The sequence below is a fragment of the Streptomyces sp. 5K101 genome (genome assembly GCF_046506645.1).
Classification (GTDB): domain Bacteria; phylum Actinomycetota; class Actinomycetes; order Streptomycetales; family Streptomycetaceae; genus Streptomyces.
Window position 1 is genome coordinate 380,882 of the sequence record NZ_JBKFFO010000002.1, and the last position, 22,346, is coordinate 403,227.

Genomic DNA, 22,346 nt, shown 5'->3' on the forward strand with positions numbered 1-22,346 from the left:
AGACGTCTTGTCCGGACACTCCGGGAACTCCGGCCTCTGCATCAGCACCGCCTCGGCGATGCACTGTCCGCACGGCGGCCGGGTGTTCGCCGCGTCGCCGGCCGGCGCGGTGCGCGTCGACGGGCATCCCGTCCACACGGCTTCGGACGTGTTCGCCGTGACCGGCTGCGCGCACACCGTGGACGGTGTGCCGCAGCCCTGCACCAGCGCCCGTTTCGATCCGCACGCCGGGGGTGTGCTGGTGGACGGCGTGCCGGTGCTCCTGGACACCACGGCCGCGCAGTGCTTGGGCGCCGCGCTCGTGCCGCAGGGACCGGTGGCCGTCTCCGCCGGACGACAGGGAGTGATGTGCCGATGAGGGCCGTACGCAGTGACATCGCGTTCCCGTTCCGCGGCGACCGGCGGGGGCGTACCGCGCATGCCGCGTACGACGAGCATGTGCGCGATCTGATCGAGCAGTTGCTGTTCACCAGCCCCGGGGAGCGGGTCATGCGTCCCGACTTCGGCTGCGGGCTGCTGGACCTGGTCTTCACCCCGAACAGCCCCGAACTGGCCTCCGCGCTGGAGCTGTCGGTGCAGGCGTCGTTGCAGCGCTGGCTGGGTGAGCTGATCGAGGTGGAGTCGCTGGACGTGGTGAGCGAGGAGAACGTGGTCCGGGTGTATCTGCGCTATTCGGTGCGTGCCACCGGGAGCCTGCGCGACGAGGTGTTCGAGGGGAGCTGGCCCGCATGAGCGGCGTGGAGGAGTTGGTCTGCCGCGGCGACGGCAGGCGGGGGAGGGTGCGCGCGGCGCAGCTCGGCGGCGTGGACGCGGTGGAGGTGGGGGACGACGGGCTGACGCTGACGGTCACGTTCCTCGGCAAGGCGCCGCACGGGCTGTGCCCCGAGAACATCCGCATCGACGGCGGGCGGCGGGTGACCGGGATCGAGGCCGTCGACGTCGTCGTGGAACGGGAGGAGGACCCGGAGCTCGACGACCGGCTGCTGGTGACGCTGGACCGCACGGGGGACACGAGCCGGTACCGGCTGTCGGTGGTGGACACCGATCCTTACGGGCGGCCGGGGAGGGAGCCGTTCCCCGGTTTCGACCAGCGGTACTTCTCGGCCGGGTTCGCTTTCCGGCCGGACTGCCCGACGCCGTTCGACTGCAAGGACGAGCCGGACGACTGTCCGCCGGACTTCCCGGCCGCGCCCGTCGTCGACTACACGGCGCGCGACTACGACACGATCCGGCGGCTGATGCTGGACCGGCTCGCGCTGACCACTCCCGACTGGGTGGAGCGCAACCCGGCCGATCTCGGTGTCACGCTGGTGGAGCTGCTGGCGCACATTGCCGACCGGATCAGCTACCAGCAGGACGCGGTGGCGACGGAGGCGTATCTGGACACCGCGCGGCGGCGGGTGTCGGTGCGCCGGCATGTGCGGCTGATCGACTATCCGATGCACGACGGCTGCAACGCCCGGGCGTTCGTCACCGTCGAGGCGGCGCGGGATGTGACCCTGCCGCCGGGCACGTTCCGCTTCGCCGCGGTCGACGTCGCGCGCCTCGGCCCGAGGGACCGGCCGGAGATCGGCACGGTGATCGACGACCGGGATCTGGCGGTCCTCGGGGAGCGCGGGTCGGTCGAGGTGTTCGAGCCGGTCGTGGCGGCCGAGCCGCTGGTGCTGCGCCCGGCGCACAACACCATCGGGTTCTGGACCTGGGGCGGCGAGGTGTGCTCGCTGCCGAAGGGGGCGACGTCGGCGACGCTGCGCGACGCGTGGGCCGACGAGGAGTGCTCCGTCAGGGAGTTGTGTCTCGCGCCGGGCGACCTGCTGCTGATCGAGGAGGTGCGGGGGCCGGTCTCGGGCACGCCCGGTGACGCCGACCCGTCGCACCGGCAGGCGGTGCGGCTCACCTCCGTCACCCCGGTGGTGGACGCCCTGTGCGACCAGCCGGTGCTGGAGGTCACGTGGGCGCAGGAGGACGCGCTCACGTTCCCGGTGTGCCTGTCCACGCGGGGCGGCAGGGACTGCGAGCCGGTGGCCGACGTGAGCGTGGCGCGCGGCAACGTCGTGCTCGTCGACCACGGGCGCTCCCTGACGTTCTGCGAGGGCACGGCGGAGACGGTGACCGTGCCGGCGGAGCCCGCCGTCCTCGGCTCGTGCGAACCGTCCGGCTTCGGCTGCCCGGACCGGGACGCGGGCAATGCGGTCGCGGACCTGATCGGTGCGCGGCTGGACCAGACCCGGGACGGCAGGCTGCTGACGGCAGTTCAGATACGAGAGCTGTTCGCGGTCGTCGGCGAGACCGAGACCGGCCGGGCCGGTCTCGGTCTGGAACTGGCGGGCCGGCGGCGCGAGAAGGTCGTGCCGGGCACCGCGTACGAGCAGGCGGAGGCGCTTCAGACGCTGCTGGCGCAGGTCGTGTATCCGGGCATCCGCCCGCGGTTCCGTCCGGTGCTGCAGCGCTCCCCGGTGGTCCAGTCGGTGCCGTTCCCGCTGCCGGCGCACGTGTCGGGCGGGCAGGCCGCCCGGCTGTCGGCGATTCCGGAGCGGGTGCGGCAGCGACTGGTGGAGCTGTGGCGCAGCGCCCGTGACCGCGACGGTCTGTCCGAGGCGGAGATCGCCGAGCTGACCGTGCTGTTCGGGTTGGCGGTGCTCGAACGGCTGGAGCTGCGCCGCCGGCCGGTGCCCGCCCTGCGGGAGCTGCTGCACCGCAGCGAGCGGCTGCTGGCCGCGAAGCTGCGCCGGCTGGAAGTGCTGACGGCCCGGGCCCGGGCGGGCGCGGTTCTCGACGGCGGGATCGCCTGGGAGGTCGCGCACACGTGGGGTCCGGCGTACGCGGCGGGGCTGCACCCGGACGAGCCGGAGCTGCGCGGCCCCGCGGCGGCCCTCGTCCAGGACCCGCGTCAGGCGGTGCCCGCGGTGCGGGTCGTCGACGCGGAGCGGGACGAGGAGTGGACGGCGCGGCGTGACCTGCTGGCGAGTGGGAAGCGGGACCGGCACGTCGTCGGGGAGCTGGAGGACGACGGCCGGATCGCGCTGCGGTTCGGTGACGGGCGGCACGGGGCCCGGCCGCGGCCGGGCGCCCGGCTGGAGCTGCACTACCGGCTCGGCGGCGGCACGGCCGGCAACGTGGGCGCGGAGGCCATCAACCACCTGGTGCTGTGCCGGGATCCGCGGGCGGTGGACGCGGGCGAGGTGATGCCGGTGGCGGAGGTACGCAATCCGCTTCCCGCGGTGGGCGGCACCGAGCCCGAGCCGATGGAGCAGGTGCGGCAGCTCGCACCGCTGGACCTGCGGCGTACGCGGCTGCGCGCGGTGACCGCCGACGACTACGCCGCGCTGGCGTCGGCGCTGCCGGGCGTGCAGCGGGCGGCTGCGGAGATCCGCTGGACGGGCAGTGTGCAGGAGGCCCATGTGGCCGTGGACGCCCTGGGCGCGGGCGAACCGTCGCAGCGGCTGCTCGACTCGGTGGCGTACGCGCTGGAGGCGTACCGGCGGATCGGTCACGACCTGGTGGTGGGCCCGGCGCGCATGGTGCCGCTGGACATCGCGCTGCAGGTGTGCGCGGCGCCCGGCCACCAGCACGGGCAGATCCTCGCCGAGCTGCACCGGCTGCTGGGCAGCCGGCGGCTGCCCGGCGGGCGGCTCGGCTTCTTCCACCCCGACGCGCTGTCGTTCGGCGAACCGGTGCGGCTGAGCCGCCTGGTCGCCGCGGCGGCGGCCGTACGGGGCGTGGAGAGCGTACGGGTGACCAGGCTGGCCCGGCTCTTCGACGCCGGGCCCGCACACGAGAGTGACGACACGGCACTGGAGGCAGGCGTGCTGCGGCTCGGCCCGCTGGAGATCGCGCGTTGCGACAACGACCCCGACCGGCCCGAGAACGGGCTGCTGTCCATCGAGATCGGCGGAGGTGCGCGATGAGCGGCACGTGCGGCTGCGGCTGCGGCGGCCACGACGAGCGCCGCGCCCCGCGCGCCCTGTACAACCCTCCGGGCCGGGACGCGCTGGACTACCGCGTGGGCGAGTACGGCTCGTTCCTGGCAGCCATGCTGGACCGGCTGGCCTCGCCCGCCTACCCGGCGCTGCGCGGGCTGACGGTCCGTACGCCGGACGATCCGGCGATCGGGCTGCTGGACGCGTGGGCGGTCGTCGGTGATCTGCTGACGTTCCATTCGGAGCGGATCGCGGACGAGGCGTATCTGCGCACCGCGAACGAGCACCGGTCGCCGGCGCTGCTGGGCAGGCTGGTGGGGCACCGGCCGCGGCCGGGCATCGCGGCGGACACGCACCTCGCGTACACCCTGGACCGGGATCCGCGGGAGCCCGATCTCTCGGTGGTGATCCCGCGGGGCGCGCGGAGCAACAGCGTGCCCACCTCCTCGGACGAGCAGTCGCAGGTGTTCGAGACGAGCGAGGACCTGGTGGCGCGGGCGGCGTGGAACGAGCTGGCGGTGCGCCGGCGCAGGCCCTCGCTGCTGACGCCCGAGGATCTCGGGCGGCGGTCGGAGATCTTCCTCGCAGGCACGTCCACCGGGCTGAACACGGGCGACCGGCTGCTGTTCGTGTTCGCCGGTGAGGAGGGCGGGCCGGCGGGGCAGCGGCTGCTGCTGCCGGTCGCGAGGACCCGGGTGGACCGCGACGACGACGTGACCGCCGTCGCGCTGCCGCGGTCCGCGCCGCCGACGCTCGGCGAGCTGGTGGACGAGCTGCGCCGGTGGATCACGCAGGACGACCGGGCCACGGAGGACGGCGATCCCGCGCCGGACAACCCCAATCCGCGTCCGGTCAGCCGGTACATCGAGGAGTTCGACGCTCAGGTGCTGGCCCCGTTGCGGGCCGGCCTCGACACCGTCACGACACCGGCCGCGTTCGCGTCGCTCCTCGCCGGTCCGCACGAACGGCTCGCCGAGGCGCAGGCGGTGGCCGCCGCGTACGAGGACGTGGCGGCCTGGTTCGAGCAGTTGGAGGCCGTGGTCGGGGAGCTGCGCGAGCGGGCGGCCGATCTGGAGCCGTCCCGGCCGGCGCCGCGTCCGGAGGATGAGGTGTCCGGCGGCGCCGCCGCCCTGCGGGCGCTGGGGGCGGTGCTGCCGGCGCTGCGGACTCGTGACGTGCGGCCGGGCACGGGCGGTCGGGCGCTGCCCGCGGACCGGCTCCCGGCGGCGGGCTCGGAGCTGGGCGCCCAGTTGCTGTCGGCGCTCGACCCCCGGGTGGCCGACGGGATGTACGCGGCGTGGCGGCGGTCCGCCCCGACCTCGCCCGCGCTGCTGACGGAGCTGCAGGCGATGCGGGTGACGGCGGCGCCGTTCGGTGCGACGGCTCCGCTGCGGCCGGTGCAGGACGAGCGGGGCCGGGTGGTCCGGCAGGCGGACTGGCCGCTGACCGGCGCGGCGCTGACGACGATGCGGATCGTGTACGACCCGTCGGGCCGGATGCCGCAGCGTGCCGAGTTCCAGCACACCGAGACGGGGTCGTCGGTCCAGGTGGCCGAGAACCTGCCGGCGGAGAAGTCGTTCGAGCTGGGGCCCGGCCGGATCGCGCTGCGCACGCGGTCGGGCCAGGACCACGATCTGAGCTGGCTGAGCAGGCGGCCCGCGGACTCGCAGGAGCCGGGCGTGACGGCACAGCTGTCCGACGGCCTGCCGGAGTGGACGCTGTTCGTGTCCCGGCCCAGTGAGGACGGCCGCGTGCACGTGGCCGTGCAGAACGGCGAGCCGGTGAACTGGCGGCTCGCCCCGGGCGAGCGCCGCCAGGTCCGGCACGGGGGCATGGAGCTGACCGTGAGCTACACGGTGGGCAGTGAGCCGGCGAACGTCGTCGTCGGCATCGCGACCGTGCCGGAGCCGGCGAACCGTCACGTGCTGCCGCTGGACTCGGTGCAGGACTCGGTGACCGTCGGCAGCTGGGTGGCGATCGGGCGTCCCCGCAAGGGCGCGGCGGGGCCGGACGGGATCCCCGGCGATCCGCGGCTGAGCTTCGTCACCACCCGGGTGACGGCCGTGCGCACGGCTGTGTACACCAACTACGGCATCACAGGCCGGGGCACGGAGCTGACGCTGGCCGACCCGTGGCTCGACGAGCACGACGTGCTGCTGTCCAACATTCGCGACACCACGGTGCACGCGGGCGGTCAGGCCCTGCGGCTCGCGGGTGAGCCGCTCGGCGAGGACGTGCACGGCGACGAGATCGAACTCGCCGAGCTGTACGACGGGTTGCGGCCGGGCCGGCACCTGGTGGTGTCCGGGGAGCGGACGGACGTGCTGCCGCAGTCCTCGGCGGCTTCGGGGGTCATGGGCACGGAACTGGTGGTGATCGCGGATGTGGAACAGGTCGTCGATCGGCGTCTGCCCGGCGACCACGTGCACACGCGGCTGTCGCTGACGTCGAAGCTGGCCCACCGCTACCGCCGCGACACGGTGCGCGTGCTGGGCAACGTGGTGCCGGCAACGCACGGCGAGAGCCGTGACGAGCCGATCGGCAGCGGCGACGCGAACCGGCCCAACCAGACGTTCGCCCTGTGGCAGTCGCCCATGACCTGGCTGCCCGCCGACACTCCCCTGGGGGCGACGCCCGTGCTGGAGGTCCGTGTCGACGGGCTGCTGTGGCACGAGGTCGACAGTCTCGCCGGGCGCGGCCCCACCGAGCGGGTGTACGTCACGGGCACGACGGCCGACGGCCGTACGACGGTGACGTTCGGCGACGGGGTGCACGGTGCGCGTCTGCCCAGCGGCAGCGAGAACGTCCGTGCCCGCTACCGCTTCGGCACCGGCCGCGCCGCCAACGTCAGGGCGAACCGCATCACCCAGGCCGTCACGCGGCCGCTGGGCGTCACCGGGGTCACCAATCCGCAGCCCGCGACGGGCGGTGCGGACGCCGACGGGCCCTCGTTGACCCGCCGCACGGTGCCGCTCGCGGTGTCCGCGCTCGACCGGCTCGTGTCGGTCGCGGACTACGAGGACTTCGCCCGGTCACGGGCCGGGATCGGCCGGGCGGTGGCGCGGGAGGTCTTCGACGGCCGCCGGCAGGTGCTGCACGTGACGGTCGCCGGGGTGGACGACATCCCGGTCGACGAGGGCTCTGACGTGCTGCGCGCCCTGCGCTCCTCGCTGGCCGAGTACGGCGACTCGCGGCTGCCGGTGCGGGTGGACGTGCGGGAGCTGGTGCTGCTGCTGATCGCGGCGAAGGTGAAGGTCGCGCCGGACCACAGCTGGCAGGTGGTGGAGCCGGCGCTGCGGCAGGCCCTGCTGCGGGAGTTCGGCCCCGGCCGGCGCGAACTGGGCAGTCCCGCCCGGCTGTCCGACGTGCTGGCGACGGCGCACCGGGTGCCGGGCGTCGACTTCGTCGACGTGGACGTCTTCGGCGGGGTCCCGGCGTCGGTCACGCCCGACGGCCTGACCCGCCTCGCGGAGGGGCTCGCCGAGGTGCGCCCAACGGTCCCGGCACGGCTCGCCGCGTACGACGAGGACGTGCACCGGGTCACCGCCGACGAGGGCGAGACCCTGACCCACGTGGCGGCCCGGCACGGCATCCCGCTGTCCGAACTGCTGCGCCTCAACCCGGACATCACCGACACCCGGCGGCTGGCGAAGGGGCGCGCGGTGTGCGTCTTCCGCGGGGTGCGCCCGGCCCAGCTCGTCCTGCTGTCCCCGCACGTGGCGGACACGCTCGTTCTCACGGAGGTCACCGCATGAACACGCACGAAAGGAGCGCCGCATGAGCAGGGAACCGGACGGGCTCGCGGAGCTGCTCCCCCAGTGGCACCGGCTCCGGGACGCCGAGGCCGGAGAACCACTGCGGGCGCTCCTCGCGGTGATCGCCGAGCAGGCCGACCTGGTGCGCGACCGGGTGGAGCAGGGCTACGAGGACCTGTTCGTCGAGACGGCCGCGCCCTGGGTGCTCCCGTACATCGGCGACCTGGTGGGCTACCGGCCGCTGCCCGGTTACGAGAGGGTGCGCACCGACGGGCTGGGCGACGCGGGCCGGGACGCCTCGCGCGGCGCTCTCGCCGAGGCCCTCGCGCCGCGCCGGGACGTGGCGGCCACGGTCGCCAACCGGCGCCGCAAGGGCACGTTGCACCTGCTGGAGGAGCTGGCGCAGGAGATCGGGGGGTGGCCGGCGCGTGCCGTGGAGTTCTCCCGGCTCGTCTCCCACCACCAGCCGGTGAAGCTGTACGGCTCCGGACCGGCTGCCGCCGACGTCCGCCGGGCCGGGCGCGGCCGGCTCGCCGACGTACGGGAGGGCGTGGAACTCGAACTGGCGGGCGGCCCGTTCGGGAGCACCGCGCGGACGGTGGACGTGCGCAGGGCGGGCTCGGCGCGGCGCACGGGCGGGTACACGCCCGCGGGGGTGGGCCTGTTCGTGTGGCGGCTGAAGCCGTACCACCTCGACCGGGCCCCGGCCTACTGCATCGACCGTGCGCGCAGTCTGTACACGTTCTCGATCCTCGGCAACGACACCCCGCTGGTGACCAATCCGGTCCCCGAGCCGTCGGCGACGCACATCGCGACGATCGACAACGTGCCCGCGTGCATCCGGCGCCGGCAGCTCGCCGACCGGCTCGCGGACTACTACGGGCCGGGCAAGAGCTTCACGATCTGGCGGGACGGCCAGGACGAACCGGTGCCGATGTCGGACATCGTGGTCGCGGACCTGTCGCAGTGGCGCTACCGGCCGCGGCGCGGCCAGGTGGCGGTCGACCCGGTGCTGGGACGCATCGCGTTCGGGTCGCGTTCGGCGCCCCGGCAGGGCGTGTGGGTGACGTACCACCACGCCTTCGGCGACGACATCGGCGGCGGCGAGTACCCGCGGGAACGGGACACCTCACCGGCGGCGAAGGTCTACCGGGTGGGCCCCGGCGGCGGCCACCAGAAGATCATGGACGCGTACGAGGAGTGGCGCGAGGACCGCAGGGCGGGCCGGTGCGGGCCCGAGGGCGTCATCGAGATCACGCACAGCGGTGCGTACCAGGAGCAGCTGGACTTCGATCTGGAGCGCGGCGACCGGCTGGAGCTGCGGGCGGCGGAGGGCTGCCGTCCGGTCATACGTCTCCTCGACTGGTACAGCAACCGTCCCGACGCGCTCAACATCCGGGCGCGCGAGGAGGACTGCGGGGCCGAGGCGCCGCGCATCGTGCTGAACGGTCTGCTGGTCACCGGCCGCGGACTGCATGTGAGCGGCCCGGTGGGCGCGGTGGTGCTGCGGCACTGCACGCTGGTCCCGGGCTGGTCGCTGGAGCCCGAGTGCGACCCGCACTCCCCCGAGGAGCCGAGCCTGGTGCTGGAGCGGACGACTGCGTGTGTGCAGATCGAGCACAGCATCCTGGGGACGATCGAGGTCATCGGGGACGAGGTCGGCCACGATCCGCTGTCCCTCCACATCAGGGACAGCATCCTCGACGCGACCGGTCACGACCGTGCGGCGCTGTCCGCTCCGGACTGCCGGCTCGCGCACGCGGTGCTGCACGCACACCGCACCACGGTGATCGGCGAAGTGCACACGCATGCCGTGGAGATCGGCGAGAACAGCGTCTTCACCGGGCGGATGCGCGTCGCCCGGCGCGGCATCGGCTGCCTGCGGTACTCGTACGTGCCGCCCGGCTCCCGCACCCCACGGCGGCACCGCTGCCAGCCGGACCCGGCGGGCGGTGAGCCGGTCCGTCCGCTCTTCGCGAGCGAGCGGTACGGCACGCCCGCGTACGGCCGGCTCGCCGGTGTGTGCCCGCCGGAGATCCGGCGCGGCGCCGACGACGGCTCCGAGATGGGCGTCTTCCACGACCTGTACGAACCGCAGCGCGAGGACAGCCTGCGGGCCCGGCTCGCCGAGTACACCCCGGCCGGTACGGACGCCGGGATCATCCCCGTCACCTGACACGACTTTCACGACTGCCTGAACTTCCCGAGGGGGACCCCAACTCATGCACGCAGACATCTCCCGCGTCACCTTCCGGCCGGAGCGGCACTACTCGGCGGTGCTCGCCCAGCAGGGCCGGGTCCAGCTGGACGCGGACGCCAACGAGCAGACGGCGATCCAGCTGCACCGGGCCCGGACCGTCGCACGCGACCTGATCGGGCAGCACGGCGGCCCCGCGGGCGCGACCGGTTTCGCGGTGCAGTTCCTCGGCGGCAGCCGGGAGCTGGACGATCTGGCGATCGGCGGCGGCCGGTACTACGTGGACGGCATCCTCGTCGACGCGACGCGTCCCGCGCCGGGCGTGCCGGTCACGGAACCGACCGCCGACGGTGAGGCCGCCGACCGTCCGGCGCCGCCTGCGACCTGGTCGTACTGGGACCAGCCGGACGGCTACCGGGACCCGGAGCGGCCCGGTGACCGGCTGCCCACGCAGTTCCCGTACCTGGCGACGCTGAAGGTGTGGGAGCGGGTCGTGACCGCCGCCGAGGACCCGCTGCTGCGGGAGGTGGCGCTCGGCTCGGCCATGCCGGACACCGCGGCGCGGGTGAAGGTGGTCTGGCAGGTGGTTCCGGTGCCGGGCTCCGAGCTGAAGCTGGCGGACGGGGCGACGAAGGACCAGGTACGGGCCGCGTTCGACACGTGGGCGGGGGCGCAGGCTCCGACGGCGCGGATGGCGGCGCGCAGCGAGCGCCCGGACCGCGCGGACGAGGACCCGTGTCCGGTGCCGCCCGACGCCCGCTACCGGGGACCGGAGAACCAGCTGTACCGGGTGGAGATCCACGAGGGCGGGGCGGCGAAGGACGCGACGTTCAAGTGGTCGCGGGAGAACGGTTCGGTAACCTTCCCGGTCGACGAACTCGACGGCACATGGGTCGCGTTGGCGTCCCTCGGCGGCGACGACAAGCTCGACCTGAACGTGGGTGACTGGGTCGAGTTCGCCGACACCGCGTACACCAGCCGCCGCGAGCCGCTGCCGCTGCTGCGGGTCGAGGAACTGGACCTGCCCGGCCGCCGGGTCCGGCTGTCGGACGAGCCGCACCCGTCGGTGGGCCGGCGTCCCGAGCTGCACCCGTATCTGCGGCGCTGGGACCACCGGCCGCCCGCGGGCCGGGGCAAGGGCGGCGCTGCGAAGGCGCGCGGCGGGGCGCTGCGGATCGAGGAGGGTGTCTGGCTGCCCCTGGAGGACGGGGTGTTCGTGTACTTCGAGCCCGGACGCGCCTACCGGTCCGGTGACTTCTGGACCGTGGCGGCGCGTACGGCGACGGGCGATGTGGAGTGGCCGACGGACAGTGCGCGGCGTCCGCTGCTGGGTGCGCCGCAGGGTGTCGAGGTGCACTACGCGCCGCTGGCGTGGGTGCTCGGGGAGGGGTCGGTCGCCGATCTGCGGCTGTCCTTCGGCTCCTTGGCGGCGCCGATCCCGGCCGCGGACGCGCAGGCGCTGGCGGCCGAGGCGAGCGCGGAGGAGGAGGCCGTGGCCGCGGAGCGTGCCGCCGAGGGCGGTTCGGCGGGCGCGGAGACCGGGCAGGACGACCAGGGACGGCCGGAGAACTGACGGACTCCCGGGAAGGAGCATCACCATGGCGACACCGCTGTCGGCCGACAGATTGCTGAAGGCGCTGCGCAACGAGGGACTGCGCGTGGTCGAGCACCGCAGCTGGCGTACGCACAACCGCAACCACAAGGGGCCCTGGGGCCCGGTGAACGGCGTGATGATCCATCACACGGTGACGAGGGGCACCGAGAGCTCCGTCGAACTCTGCTACAACGGCCACTCCAGCCTGCCGGGACCGCTGTGCCACGGTGTGATCGCCAAGGACGGCACGGTCTACCTCGTCGGCAACGGCCGCGCCAACCATGCCGGGCTCGGCGACGACGACGTCCTGCGCGCGGTCGTCAACGAGTCGGCGTCGCTGCCCCCCGACAACGAGGCCAACACCGACGGCAACCGGTACTTCTACGGTTTCGAGTGCATCAACCTCGGTGACGGCAAGGACCCCTGGCCGGCGGCGCAGCTGGAGGCCGTCGAGAAGGCGGCCGCGGCGATATGCCGGGCGCACGGCTGGACGCACCGTTCGGTGATAGGGCACAAGGAGTGGCAGCCGGGGAAGGTCGATCCGCGCGGGTTCACGATGGACTCGATGCGCAGCCGGATCAGGGAGCGGCTGGGCGGCCGTCCGGACGGCCCGGCGACGCCGCCGCCGGCTCCGCGGTACGAGCCGTTCCCGGGTGCGGCGTTCTTCCAGGCGGGCCGGCGCAGCCCGATCATCACGGCGATGGGCAAGCGGCTGGTCGCCGAGGGCTGCGGCCGCTACGAGGTGGGGCCGGGCCCGGAGTGGACGGATGCCGACCGCAAGTCCTACGCGGCCTGGCAGCGCAAGCTCGGCTACTCGGGCAGCGACGCGGACGGCATCCCGGGCAGGACGAGCTGGGACAAGCTGAAGGTGCCCAACGTCTGACGTGACCGTGTCGGCGGCCGCACACCCCTGGGGGTGGGCGGCCGCCGCCCTGTGTCAGGTGCGGCTCGCGGTGCAGTCGGCGGGCGTGGGCCTGCCGGTCGGCCAGGCGAGTCCGACGAATCGGATGCGGCCGGGGGCGTCGGGTGCGAGTTCCACGACGGAGACCGCCTTGTTGTAGGGGTTGCCGTAGTTGTCGAGGCAGATCCAGCCGCTCGCGCCGTCCACCTTGCCCATGCCGTGCAGCCGCAGCCACGCGTCGCTGATGCGGCTGAGAGCCGGGACGACGGGGTCGCCGTCGTCCCGCATCCGGATGGCGGTGACGGCGGTGAGGCCGGCGTCGTAGAAGGTGATGGTCCGTGAGTCGGTGAGTTCCACCGGGCCGATGTCGCCGACCTCTTTGCTGTGTGCGAGCTGGGCGAGGGTGCGGTAGGCGGCCGCGGAGCCGCCGGTCGCGGGCGCCTGTGGGCCGGTCCAGGCGTCGGGGTGGGCGACGGCCGCGTATTGGAGGGTGACGCCCTTGCGGAAGGTGTCCCAGTCGAGGAGCTTGTCCGAGGAGAGCGTGGAGGCGCCGGATCCGGTGATGACGGTGTACTTCTTCTCGGTGCAGCCGCGGTTGCCGAGCTCGTTGACGAACTGCCGCAGCTGGACGGGGCGTCCGGCGAAGTAGATGACCTTGGCGGCCGACGTGCAGATGGTGTCGACCATCTGGTCGAAGGCGTTGGCGGTGGTGCCTTCGTCGTGGAACTCGTCGGGTGCGCGGTACTGCTCGGGGGCGCGCGGCGATCCGAGAGTGCGTTCGGCGAAGGCCCGCTTGAGCGCGTCGACGTAGTTGTCGCCGGTGCGGATGTCCTCGACCACCAGGGTGTGCTGGGGGTCGATGTCCTTGTTGAAGTGGGACAGGGCCTTGGCCTGGTCGGTGGTGGTGGGCACGACCCGGGCGAGGCCGGGGTAGGCGTCGGGCCGTTCGGGACTGTTGCCGGAGTCGTCGGCGGTGATGGGGCCGCCGACGACGGGGATGCCGCGCTCCCTGGTGAGGTAGCCGATGGCGGCCTGGGTGGTGGCGGTGGAGACGTCGAAGCCGATCACGGCCCGGAGGTTGTCGGTCGTGGACTCGGACATCTCGCCGAGCTGTTCCGCGACGGGCCGCCAGTGGGCGTGGCTGCGGCCCGGGTTGGCGAGCAGGAGCCGGATCGCCGGCTTTTTGCTGTTGGAGTCGTGGTTGGCGCGGTACTGGGCGAGGTAGGCGCCCTGCACCTCGTGCAGGGTCTTCTCCTGCTCGAAGCCCTGGGCGGGCGCCATGGGCAGCATCACGGCGACGGAGACGTGCGGTTCGTCCGCGATCCGGTCGTTCTCCGCCTTGATGCGTGCGCTGACCTCCTTGAGGTTGGCGGCGAAGACATAGCTGCCGTCGGTGACGCCCGTGCATTCCCGGTCGCCCTCGGGGCCGCGTTCCTCGATGCCCTTGCCGCAGGCCGGGTCGGGCCCGAAGACGACGATGCCGGTCCACACGGCGGCGCCGAGCACTGCCAGGGCGACGACGAGAGCGGCCGCCTTGGTCAGCGGTCCGCCGGGGAGTCTTGCGAGGAACGACGTCATGACGCGGCACCTTCCTGGACGGGCAGGTCGGGGGCCTGGGTGCCGGCTCTCAGCCGGGCCGGCCAGGCGGCGGACGCCTCGCGGTAGGGGCCGTGCGCGGCCTTGTTGCCGTACAGCGTCTCCAACGCGATGCGGACGGTGGTCAGTTCGTCCTCGCGCGGGGCGAGGGTGAGCGGGTCGGACAGCCGCCACAGCAGGGGCACCAGCGAGGCGACGGCCTCGTGGTGCCGCCCGGGGGCGTCGCTGCCGCAGGCCGTGCACGACAGGGCGGGGCCGCCGGCCGGGGGCTCGTAGCCCTCGCGGGGGTGGGGGGCGGCGCAGATCAGGTTGAGCGCGGTGAGCCACTCGGCGGGCGGGGTGACGGTGAACCGGTGGTGCAGCACGCACACCACCTCGTCCACGCGGCCGAGGGCGAGCGTGTGGTGCAGATAGGTGTCGCCGCGCGGGTCGCACAGGGAGCGCAGGCGCAGCTGCGTGTCGCGCCAGCGCTCGTGGGTGGTGGTGGCGGCCAGCCGGTGCCGCAGCAGCAGGTCGAGGGCGCGGTCGCCGTCGAGACAGGAGCGGGCGCGGTAGTCGTCGGCCTCGCGGACGCGGACGGCGACCAGGTCGTCGGAGTGGTCCTCGGGGTGGGCGAAGGTCCACAGTCCGCGCCGGGTGCCCGGATCGGCCGCGGCGGACAGCAGCACCAGACGGTCCCGCAGCACGGGGTCGGGCAGCAGTTTGGCGAGGAGCGCGGGTGCGGCGTCGTCGAGCAGGTCCCGGCTGCGCAGCGTGCCCGTCTCCTGGACGCGGCGGACGGCCGTGTCCGCGAGGATCCGGGCGGCGGCGGCGCGGCCTGCGCTGTAGCGGGCGACGAGGCGCGGCAGGTGGTCGGGGTAGTCGACGGAGCTGAGCATCTCGGCGATGTGGGCCGGTTCGACGGCGGGGATGGCGAGGACGAGGGGCCGCTGCCGCGGCACGGCGTCGCCGCCGACCTCGCCCAGCAGCGGATGCTCCTCGCCCCTGCCGAGGAGAGTGGCGAGGGTGACGGGCCGTGTCGGGTCCTTGCAAGGGGTGTCGTAGCCGGCGTCGAGCAGGCCGAGGAAGGTAAGTCCGACGTCGGTGTGGGCGTTGTCGAGGAGGAGCAGCGGTCTGGGCTTCCTGTTGAGCCGGCGCAGTCTGCCGTAGCCCGCGTCGACGTCGTCGAGGAGCGCCGCGACGAGGTGCTGCTCGGCGGTGCGCCGGCGGTCGTCGAGCCTGCGGAAGCCGCGCACGAACTGGAACAGCCGTTGCAGGGAGTCGCCCTGGTAGCCCTGGGAGCGGTGCAGCCGAGCGCCCCACCAGGCGAGCGCGCCCTTGTCCGGCTCGTTCTTGACGAGTTGCCGGCGGGCGGTGTCGAGGACGATTCCGGCGATGGAGTCGAGGCCGGGGACGGCGGACAGGACCTGCGGGAGGTTGTCGGCGACGATGTCGAACCAGCGGCCGAGGCTCTCCCTGCGGCGGCGTACGTCGGGGTCATCGGCGGTGATGAAGGTGCGCAGGTCGGCCTCGGCCCGCCGCAGGTCCGGGGGCCGCACATCGGTCTCGTCGCTGTTCAGGGGACGCCAGGCGGTGACGACAAGGAGGCCGAGCGACAGCCTGGGGAAGGCCATGGGCCGGCCGAAGTGGCGGACGTCGAGGCCGAGTTTGTAGGCGAGGAGATACAGCAGGTGGGTGATGTGGGAGGCGTTGGGGACCTCGTCGTCGCGGAGCTCGGCGACACCCGGCTCGCCGAATCCGGGGGCGCCGAGGTCGACCCGCGCGAGCGGCACCCGGCCGTTGTACGCGTCGTGGACGGCCCCCAGCAGCGCGGTCTTGCCGCTGCCGCGCCCGCCGACGATCCGCACCACGGGCGCGCCCTTGGGATAGGCGAAGGCGACCTGATAGGCGTTCTTGGGGTGCAGTCCCACCAGCCGGGGGACGAAGTCCTCCTGCAGGGCCTGCTGACCGTACAGTCTCCCGCCCATGGCGCTCCCCCGCCTCCCCCTGCCAGCCGCGCGTCATGAGATCAACTCGCCGTGCACAGAGGGAATTTACCCGACGTACGCCCGCTCGGCAGGGGGTTGTGGACGCCAGTGCCGGCTGCCGCTCGACCGTGACGCGGGCAGGGGCGCGCCGAGGTCAGAGCTCGCGGAGCGCCGGCAGCAGCTTCTTCCCGGCCCAGTCGAGGAACGGCCCCTGCCGGTCCCCGCCGATCTGGACGAGGGCGACCTCGGTGAATCCGGCCTCCGCGTACGGGCGTACGGCGTCGACGAAGGCGTCCACGTCGTCGCCGCAGGGGATCTGTCCGGCGACGTCCTCGGGGGTGACGAGCGCGGTGGCCTGCTCGAAGGACTTCGGGCCGGGCAGTTCGGCGTTGACCCGCCAGCCGCCGAGCGCCCAGCGGAACTGGTCGTGGGCGCGGGCCACGGCCGCGTCCCGGTCGGTGTCGTAGCAGACGGGGAGCTGGCCGACGCGGGGTTTGCCGGCGCCGCCGTACCGGTCGAAGGCGTCGAGCAGTTCCTTGTTCGGCTCGGTGGCGATCACCAGGTCGGCGTAGTTCCCGGCGACCTCGCAGGAGCTGTCGCCGGAGACGGCGATGCCGATGGGAACGGGCTGCTCTGGCACGTCCCACAGTTTGGCGTCGACCACGTCGAAGTGGGGTCCGTGGTGGTTGACGTGCTCTCCGTCGAGGAGCCTGCGGATGATGTCCGTGGCCTCCTCCAGTTTCTCCAGGCGCTCGTGCGCGCTGGGCCAGCCGCCGCCCACCACGTGCTCGTTGAGGTTCTCGCCGGAGCCGAGGCCGAGGCGGAAGCGTCCCTCGGACAGCAGCTGGACGGTGGCGGCCTTCTGGGCGACGACGGCCGGGTGGTAGCGGGTCGTCGGGCAGGTCACGCAGCTCATGAGCGGGATCGTCGAGGTGGCCTGGGCGGCTGCGCCGAGGACGGTCCAGGCGTACGGCGCGTGGCCCTGGGAGTCCAGCCAGGGGAAGTAGTGGTCGGAGATGACGGAGAAGTCGAAGCCGGTCGCCTCGGCCCCGGCCACATGGCCGATCAGCTCACGGGGCCCGGCCTGCTCGGTCATCATCGTGTATCCGATGCGCACCATGCGCTACGCCTCCTTGTCCTTGCCGTGCCACAGCGTGGTGACGTTGCAGAACTCCCGGATCCCGTGCCCGGACAGCTCGCGTCCGTAGCCGGACCGTTTCACGCCTCCGAACGGCAGGGCGGGGTGGGAGGCGGTCATGCCGTTGAAGAAGACGCCGCCCGCTTCGAGGTCCCGCGAGAACCTCTCGATCTCGGCCTCGTCCCGGGTCCACGCGTTGGAACTGAGCCCGAAGGGCGAGTCGTTGGCGAGGGCGACGGCCTCGTCCGCGCCGGCCACGCGGTAGAGCGTGGCCACCGGTCCGAACGCCTCCTCCCGGTGGATGCGCATGGCGTCGGTCACGCCGGTGAGCACGGTGGGCTCGTAGAACCAGCCGCGGTCGCGGCCGGGCGGGCGCCGGCCGCCGCATTGTGCGGTGGCGCCCCGGGCGAGCGCGTCGTCGACGAGCTGTTCGAGGTCCTCGCGGCCCTTCTCGGTGGCGAGCGGGCCGACGTCGGTGGACTCGTCCATCGGGTCGCCCACGGTCAGGTCGCGCATCGCGGCGGTGAACCGGTCGCGGAAGGCGTCGTGGATGTCGGCGTGGACGATGAACCGTTTGGCCGCGATGCAGGACTGGCCGTTGTTCTGCACGCGGGCGGTGACCGCGGTGGCGACCGCGCGGTCCAGGTCGGCCGAGGGCATGACGATGAACGGGTCGCTGCCCCCGAGTTCCAGCACGGTCTTCTTGACCTCGTCGCCGGCGACGGAGGCGACGGAGCGTCCGGCCGGTTCGCTGCCGGTCAGGGTGGCGGCGGCCACGCGCGGGTCGCGCAGGATCTTCTCGACGGCGTCCGGGCCCACCAGCAGCGTCTGGAAGCAGCCCTCCGGGTAGCCGGCCCGGCGGAACAGGTCCTCCAGGTACAGGGCGGTCCGCGGCACGTTGGACGCGTGCTTGAGGAGCCCCGTGTTGCCCGCCATCAGGGCGGGCGCGGCGAAGCGCACCACCTGCCAGAGCGGGAAGTTCCACGGCATGACGGCGAGGACGACGCCGAGGGGCCGGTAGCGCACGGTGGCGCTGGCCGCTCCGGAGTCCGTCACGTCGGCCTCCGGCGGGTGCTCGTCGGCGAGGAGTTCCTCGGCCCGGGCCGCGTACCAGCGCATCGCCTTGGCGCACTTGGCCGCCTCGGCCCGGGCGGCGGCGAGCGGTTTGCCCATTTCGGTGGTCATCGTGCGGGCGATGCCCTGCTGGTCCTGCTCCAGCAGGTCGGCGGCGCGGTTCAGCAGGCCGGCCCGCTCGGCGAAGGAGGTCGTGCGGTGCCGCGCGAAGGCGTCGGCGGCGAGCTGGACGCGCCGGTCGATCTCTTCGGGGCCGAAGGCGTCGAAGGTCTCGAGCGTCTCCCCGGTGGTGGGATTGACGGTGGCGATGGGCATGGACTGTCCTCGTGGGCTCGGGTGCCGGGTGGGTCGCCGGTGCGTGCGGCCGGGCCGGTCACTGATGGATGCCGCTGGTCAGCCGCAGCTGCACGTCCTTCTCCTGGTCGCCGGCCGCCATGCCCTCCTCCTTGACGTCGAAGCTGGCCGCGAGCATCTCCTTCATGCGGTCCACGGCCCAGTAGCCGCCCTGCATCTCGACCGTCACGGGTGCCGCGAGCCGTACCGGCTCGGTCGTGCCGAGGGGGTGGGACACGTCGAACGTGGTCGTCCACACGGTCTCGTGCCCCTCCTTGACGTGCCGGGGCACCTCGGACTCGTCGCGGTCCGAGGGGTACGCGCGGCCGAGAGCACGGAAGACGGCGTCCGCGTCCTCGCTGGAGCAGCCGGTGACCGTGACGACGACCGACTCCGTGTGCTCCTGTGCAGTGTTCACCGTGATTCCCGCCTTCCGTTCCTGTCCCGTGGGGCCGGTGTTCCCGCGCCGGCCGGCGCGGCCCTTCCCGTCTCCTCAAGCCTCGCTCCCCGGCTGCGGCGGTGCGAGCGGGCCGGGTCCGGGCGGTGGGGGACGGCCGCCGGGGGCGTCGGGTACCCAGGCGGCGGGTGACGATGCCGGTGCGCCGGTGCCGGCCCACACCTCGGTGCGCGCGGGCGCCGTCGAGGTGCCGAGCATGCTCGGCTTCCGGCCGGCGTTCCTGATCGCCGTGGGCGCCGTGCCGGCTCCGGGCCGGTGTACGCGGTGTTCCTGCGTCGCGCAAGGAGGCCGGCCGCCCGCGGCTGCTCGCGGCCGGTCCCGCGTTTGCCGCTGCCGACCTGCCGGCCGGCTTCCACGGCCACGTGCGGAACGCCGAGGGCACGCCGCCGGCGTACGCCCACGTGATGCCGATCGACCGGTCCGGCCGCCAGGCGGGCCTGGCGGTGACGGACACCCGAGTGCGGTACGTGCTCCCCGCGCCGCCCGGAGGGAAGCTACTGCCGCGGGCAGGGCGTCCTGGCACGCCTCCGTGCGTACACGGCGGTGTGCGCACGGGCGGGCACGGCGGTGGAGCACGACGTGACGCTGCCGGGACACGGCCTCCGCGCCGGCACGGGGCTGAGGGTCCGCCCCCGCCGCGGGCCGCCGAAGCGGGTCCCTCGGGACACCGGCGGCACCATCTCGGCCCGGCGGTCACCGAGGCGCTGACCGCCTTCGGGCACCCCCGTCAGCCGCGTCGGCGGCACCTCCATACGTTCGGCACAAGGGCGTTGTCAGTGCGGCACGACATGCTTGACGGTCCGACACCTTCACGAGGGGAACCGCGAGATGAACGATCCCGAGCTCGCCGCCGCGCAGGCGTACGTACGGCTTCTGCAGACCACCAGGGCCGTGCTCGCCGATCCCCGCCGGGCCCCGACGGCGCTTCCGGTGCTGTCCGCCCCCATGGCGGAGGCCGACGAGGCGCTCAGCGCGGTCGGACTGGCAGGCAACGAGGCCGGATTCTTCCGCCTGGTGGCCGACCTGCACGCGGCCGCCGGGCAGGACAGAAGCGCAGCCTGAGACGGCGGCCCGTTCGCCCGTGCGGCCGGTCCCGGGTGCGCGTACCCGCGACCGGCCGCACGGGGTGCCGGCCTGTCGCGGTCCGTCTCGCCGGACGGGGAATTCGCATGCGAGGGCGTATGGCGCAAAGTGACCGGCGTGACGGCATGTCGGCGTCCGTCGGCCCGTCGCCGGAGCGCGCGTGCACCGCACGCGCGCCGGTGAGGGACCGCGGACGTGTCACCGCACGGCTTCCACCTCGAAGGCAGGCGCGTCGGACCGGTGCACGGGCAGGGCCAGCGGCAGCGGCTTGAACTCGACGACGGGCCGCCTCGGGGCACGGGGGCCGGTCAGGATCCGCTCGGCCTCCTTGACCCGCCTGCTGAACCAGATGACCTTGCCCTCCTCGGTGCCGCACGTCCCCCAGCTGTCGCTGAGCCTGGCGACCTTGGCGAGCCCTCCCCGCGACGGGGAGGAGGTCCGCACCGGCGGCAGGCGCCGGTCCCGGTCCGAGACGGACGCGATCAGCCGGCGACCGGTCCAGCGCAGTTCGACCACGCAGGTCTTGTCGCCGCTGACGTGCTGCACGACGTTGTCGACGAGCTCGTCGACGGCGCTGCAGACGGGATGCACGTGGTGCTCAAGGCTCCAGTACCTCAGATGCGCCGCGAGAATGCGCCGGATCTGGGGAATGCGCTCTGACGATGCCGCCACTTCCATTCTGTAGTCGCAGGCAACCGGAACATTCATGTCCGTGGCTCCTCACCGCGACGGCCCTCATTCGCAGGTTGGCCCCCGAGTACGAAGAGTGAGCCATTGTCGCTTATGGGTCACCATCAGGGTGCCTGCAGCCGGTGCAACCCGCAACACGCGCGGCGGGCGCCCGCCCGGCGCAACGACGCCCGAGCGCACCCGCGGGCGTGCGCGTCGAACGCTCGTTCACCGCTCGGCCGGGACCTCGCCGCGACGCGGGAGTCGCGAGGCGAGCAGGCCCCCGGCGAACCCGGCGACGAGCCCCCAGCCGGCGCCCAGCCCGACCGACTGCCAGAGGTGGGGCCGCAGGAACACCTCGCCCGCGAGGTCGCCGCCGAGGTCACCGAGGCCGATGACGGACAGACCGAAGTGCGCGGTGAGGCGCACGAGCAGGCAGACGCTCAGGACCGTGAGCGCGAGCGCGACGGCCATGTGCAGGGCGTGCTCGGCGGGCCGCGTCCGGGCCGGTGAGCGCACCGCCATGAGGACGGCGGCGGCCAGGACGAGCACCGCGGCGCCGACGAGCAGCCACCAGGCCCGGCCGTCGCGTTCGGTGAGCACACCGAGGTCCAGGGTGGCGACGTCCCCGTTGCGCAGCACCTCGTCCAGGAGTCCCGGCATCGGCAGCCCGAACGGGCCCTGCACGGTGCCCTCCCACGAGCCGCCGAGGCCGATCGTCAACGCCAGCCACATCAGGTTCGGCAGCCCGAGGAGGATCAGGGCGAAGGTGTCGGCCGGGTGGCCCCGGGTCGCGGCGACGACGAGGCCGATGACGATGCCGATGGCGAGGGTGGCGAGCAGCAGGGCGACCACGGCGTACGCGGCGGGGCGCACGGCTTCCTGGAAGCGCAGCAGACGGGCGGGCAGGGGCGCGCCGCGGGAGACGAGCAGGGCCAGGGCGAGTACGCCCAGGAGCCACAGCAGTCCGATGACCAGGGTCTGCGGCACCTCGGCGCGGAAGCCGACGCGGGGGGTGAGGTCGAAGGCGTCCTCGATCAGGCCGCCCGTGGGGTCCTCGAACGCGATGGTGAAGGTGTGGCGGGCCAGTAAGGCGAGACCGACGAGTGCGAGGAGCCAGAACACGGCGAACCGCAGGGCCCAGCCCGCGAGTTCGGGCGCGGAGGCGACGGCCCGGTGGCGCAGTGGCCGCAGAAACCCGGCGGCCATGGTGAGGGCCCCGACGACCGTCACGGACAGGGGCACGGCCGTGAGGGAGGCGTCCGTCTCGGCGATCGACCCGGCCTCGCCGAAGATCTCGACGGAGCCGCCGACGGCCATGACGACCGTGGCCGCCAGGACGTCGACGAAGGCGCCGTCGGGCAGGTCGGCCGCACCGGCCGCCCACAGCCCGAGCGCGGCGGTGACGGCCATGGCCACGAGAGCGGCGACAACGGCCAGGAGCGCGTGGGGCCAGCCGTGGGCAGCGCGGGCCGTGCCGGCCGGCTTCGTCGTTGCTTGCTGACTCACGCTGCCACGCTAAGCAGGCCCGGACCGCCGCGCGCCCCGGGTGGGCCGACCGCGCACCCGTGGCCCGATGTGGCCGAGGTGTCTCACACCTTCGGCCGAGTGGCACCACCCGGCCAGGGGATCGATAGCGCACAACTGGGCCCGGCGCAAGGG

15 protein-coding genes are annotated in these 22,346 nt (G+C 73.6%); 8 read left to right on the forward strand and 7 right to left on the reverse strand.

What is annotated here, in order from left to right:
* Nucleotides 1-7: 7 nt before the first annotated feature.
* Genes ACLB9X_RS04760 through ACLB9X_RS04790 form a run of 7 tightly spaced genes read left to right on the forward strand, consistent with a single transcriptional unit; the run spans nt 8 to nt 12,349 of the window.
* A complete protein-coding gene (locus tag ACLB9X_RS04760; RefSeq protein WP_410358938.1) occupies nt 8-358 on the forward strand; it encodes a hypothetical protein in 351 nt (116 codons plus the stop codon).
* The gene (locus ACLB9X_RS04765; RefSeq protein WP_410358939.1) at nt 355-732 is read left to right on the forward strand and encodes a GPW/gp25 family protein; all 378 of its coding nucleotides are present in this window, start codon (nt 355-357) and stop codon (nt 730-732) included. Before ACLB9X_RS04760 ends, ACLB9X_RS04765 begins: the two co-directional genes overlap by 4 nt.
* On the forward strand, nt 729-3,908 hold the full coding sequence (locus ACLB9X_RS04770; RefSeq protein WP_410358940.1) for a putative baseplate assembly protein: 3,180 nt from the start codon (nt 729-731) through the stop codon (nt 3,906-3,908). Before ACLB9X_RS04765 ends, ACLB9X_RS04770 begins: the two co-directional genes overlap by 4 nt.
* Nucleotides 3,905-7,675, forward strand: coding sequence for a putative baseplate assembly protein (locus tag ACLB9X_RS04775; protein ID WP_410358941.1), 3,771 nt, complete (start codon nt 3,905-3,907; stop codon nt 7,673-7,675). The genes ACLB9X_RS04770 and ACLB9X_RS04775 overlap by 4 nt, the downstream gene beginning before the upstream one ends.
* A 22-nt stretch (nt 7,676-7,697) precedes the next feature.
* On the forward strand, nt 7,698-9,851 hold the full coding sequence (locus ACLB9X_RS04780) for a hypothetical protein (RefSeq protein ID WP_410358942.1): 2,154 nt from the start codon (nt 7,698-7,700) through the stop codon (nt 9,849-9,851).
* A gap of 46 nt (nt 9,852-9,897) precedes the next feature.
* A complete protein-coding gene (locus ACLB9X_RS04785; RefSeq protein ID WP_410358943.1) occupies nt 9,898-11,445 on the forward strand; it encodes a DUF6519 domain-containing protein in 1,548 nt (515 codons plus the stop codon).
* A 25-nt stretch (nt 11,446-11,470) separates the two neighbouring features.
* Nucleotides 11,471-12,349 (forward strand): peptidoglycan-binding protein, encoded by an 879-nt coding sequence (locus ACLB9X_RS04790; protein ID WP_410358944.1) that lies wholly within the window; start codon nt 11,471-11,473, stop codon nt 12,347-12,349.
* A 54-nt stretch (nt 12,350-12,403) separates the two neighbouring features.
* On the opposite strand, the gene ACLB9X_RS04795 is transcribed toward ACLB9X_RS04790, so the two are convergent.
* The 5 genes from ACLB9X_RS04795 to ACLB9X_RS04815 all read right to left on the reverse strand — a co-directional run bounded on the left by ACLB9X_RS04795 (nt 12,404) and on the right by ACLB9X_RS04815 (nt 18,893).
* On the reverse strand, nt 12,404-13,945 hold the full coding sequence (locus ACLB9X_RS04795; protein WP_410358945.1) for a hypothetical protein: 1,542 nt from the start codon (nt 13,943-13,945) through the stop codon (nt 12,404-12,406).
* The gene (locus tag ACLB9X_RS04800) at nt 13,942-15,930 is read right to left on the reverse strand and encodes a hypothetical protein (protein WP_410358946.1); all 1,989 of its coding nucleotides are present in this window, start codon (nt 15,928-15,930) and stop codon (nt 13,942-13,944) included. The genes ACLB9X_RS04795 and ACLB9X_RS04800 overlap by 4 nt, the downstream gene beginning before the upstream one ends.
* Nucleotides 15,931-16,084: 154 nt before the next feature.
* On the reverse strand, nt 16,085-17,050 hold the full coding sequence (locus ACLB9X_RS04805; protein ID WP_410358947.1) for an LLM class F420-dependent oxidoreductase: 966 nt from the start codon (nt 17,048-17,050) through the stop codon (nt 16,085-16,087).
* Nucleotides 17,051-17,053: 3 nt separating this feature from the next.
* Nucleotides 17,054-18,457 carry an NADP-dependent succinic semialdehyde dehydrogenase gene (locus tag ACLB9X_RS04810; protein ID WP_410358948.1) on the reverse strand — a complete coding sequence of 468 codons (1,404 nt, stop codon included), beginning with the start codon at nt 18,455-18,457 and terminating at the stop codon, nt 17,054-17,056.
* Nucleotides 18,458-18,515: 58 nt separating this feature from the next.
* Nucleotides 18,516-18,893 (reverse strand): hypothetical protein, encoded by a 378-nt coding sequence (locus tag ACLB9X_RS04815; protein ID WP_410358949.1) that lies wholly within the window; start codon nt 18,891-18,893, stop codon nt 18,516-18,518.
* An 867-nt stretch (nt 18,894-19,760) separates the two neighbouring features.
* Here ACLB9X_RS04815 and ACLB9X_RS04820 point away from each other — a divergent pair.
* Nucleotides 19,761-19,994 carry a hypothetical protein gene (locus ACLB9X_RS04820; RefSeq protein ID WP_410358950.1) on the forward strand — a complete coding sequence of 78 codons (234 nt, stop codon included), beginning with the start codon at nt 19,761-19,763 and terminating at the stop codon, nt 19,992-19,994.
* Nucleotides 19,995-20,213: 219 nt separating this feature from the next.
* On the opposite strand, the gene ACLB9X_RS04825 is transcribed toward ACLB9X_RS04820, so the two are convergent.
* Together ACLB9X_RS04825 and ACLB9X_RS04830 are read right to left on the reverse strand one after the other, a co-directional pair.
* Nucleotides 20,214-20,693 (reverse strand): ATP-binding protein, encoded by a 480-nt coding sequence (locus tag ACLB9X_RS04825; protein WP_410359143.1) that lies wholly within the window; start codon nt 20,691-20,693, stop codon nt 20,214-20,216.
* A gap of 219 nt (nt 20,694-20,912) precedes the next feature.
* A complete protein-coding gene (locus tag ACLB9X_RS04830; protein ID WP_410358951.1) occupies nt 20,913-22,193 on the reverse strand; it encodes a streptophobe family protein in 1,281 nt (426 codons plus the stop codon).
* Nucleotides 22,194-22,346 lie beyond the last annotated feature (153 nt).

What these genes read in the sequence shown, in the direction of transcription:
- ACLB9X_RS04795 (WP_410358945.1), bottom strand. Translation starts at nt 13,945, where the DNA reads ATGACGTCGTTCCTCGCAAGACTCCCCGGCGGACCGCTGACCAAGGCG.
- ACLB9X_RS04805 (WP_410358947.1), bottom strand. Translation starts at nt 17,050, where the DNA reads ATGGTGCGCATCGGATACACGATGATGACCGAGCAGGCCGGGCCCCGT.
- ACLB9X_RS04800 (WP_410358946.1), bottom strand. Translation starts at nt 15,930, where the DNA reads ATGGGCGGGAGACTGTACGGTCAGCAGGCCCTGCAGGAGGACTTCGTC.
- ACLB9X_RS04765 (WP_410358939.1), top strand. Translation starts at nt 355, where the DNA reads ATGAGGGCCGTACGCAGTGACATCGCGTTCCCGTTCCGCGGCGACCGG.
- ACLB9X_RS04770 (WP_410358940.1), top strand. Translation starts at nt 729, where the DNA reads ATGAGCGGCGTGGAGGAGTTGGTCTGCCGCGGCGACGGCAGGCGGGGG.
- ACLB9X_RS04785 (WP_410358943.1), top strand. Translation starts at nt 9,898, where the DNA reads ATGCACGCAGACATCTCCCGCGTCACCTTCCGGCCGGAGCGGCACTAC.
- ACLB9X_RS04825 (WP_410359143.1), bottom strand. Translation starts at nt 20,693, where the DNA reads ATGGAAGTGGCGGCATCGTCAGAGCGCATTCCCCAGATCCGGCGCATT.
- ACLB9X_RS04790 (WP_410358944.1), top strand. Translation starts at nt 11,471, where the DNA reads ATGGCGACACCGCTGTCGGCCGACAGATTGCTGAAGGCGCTGCGCAAC.
- ACLB9X_RS04780 (WP_410358942.1), top strand. Translation starts at nt 7,698, where the DNA reads ATGAGCAGGGAACCGGACGGGCTCGCGGAGCTGCTCCCCCAGTGGCAC.
- ACLB9X_RS04820 (WP_410358950.1), top strand. Translation starts at nt 19,761, where the DNA reads ATGAACGATCCCGAGCTCGCCGCCGCGCAGGCGTACGTACGGCTTCTG.
- ACLB9X_RS04775 (WP_410358941.1), top strand. Translation starts at nt 3,905, where the DNA reads ATGAGCGGCACGTGCGGCTGCGGCTGCGGCGGCCACGACGAGCGCCGC.
- ACLB9X_RS04810 (WP_410358948.1), bottom strand. Translation starts at nt 18,457, where the DNA reads ATGCCCATCGCCACCGTCAATCCCACCACCGGGGAGACGCTCGAGACC.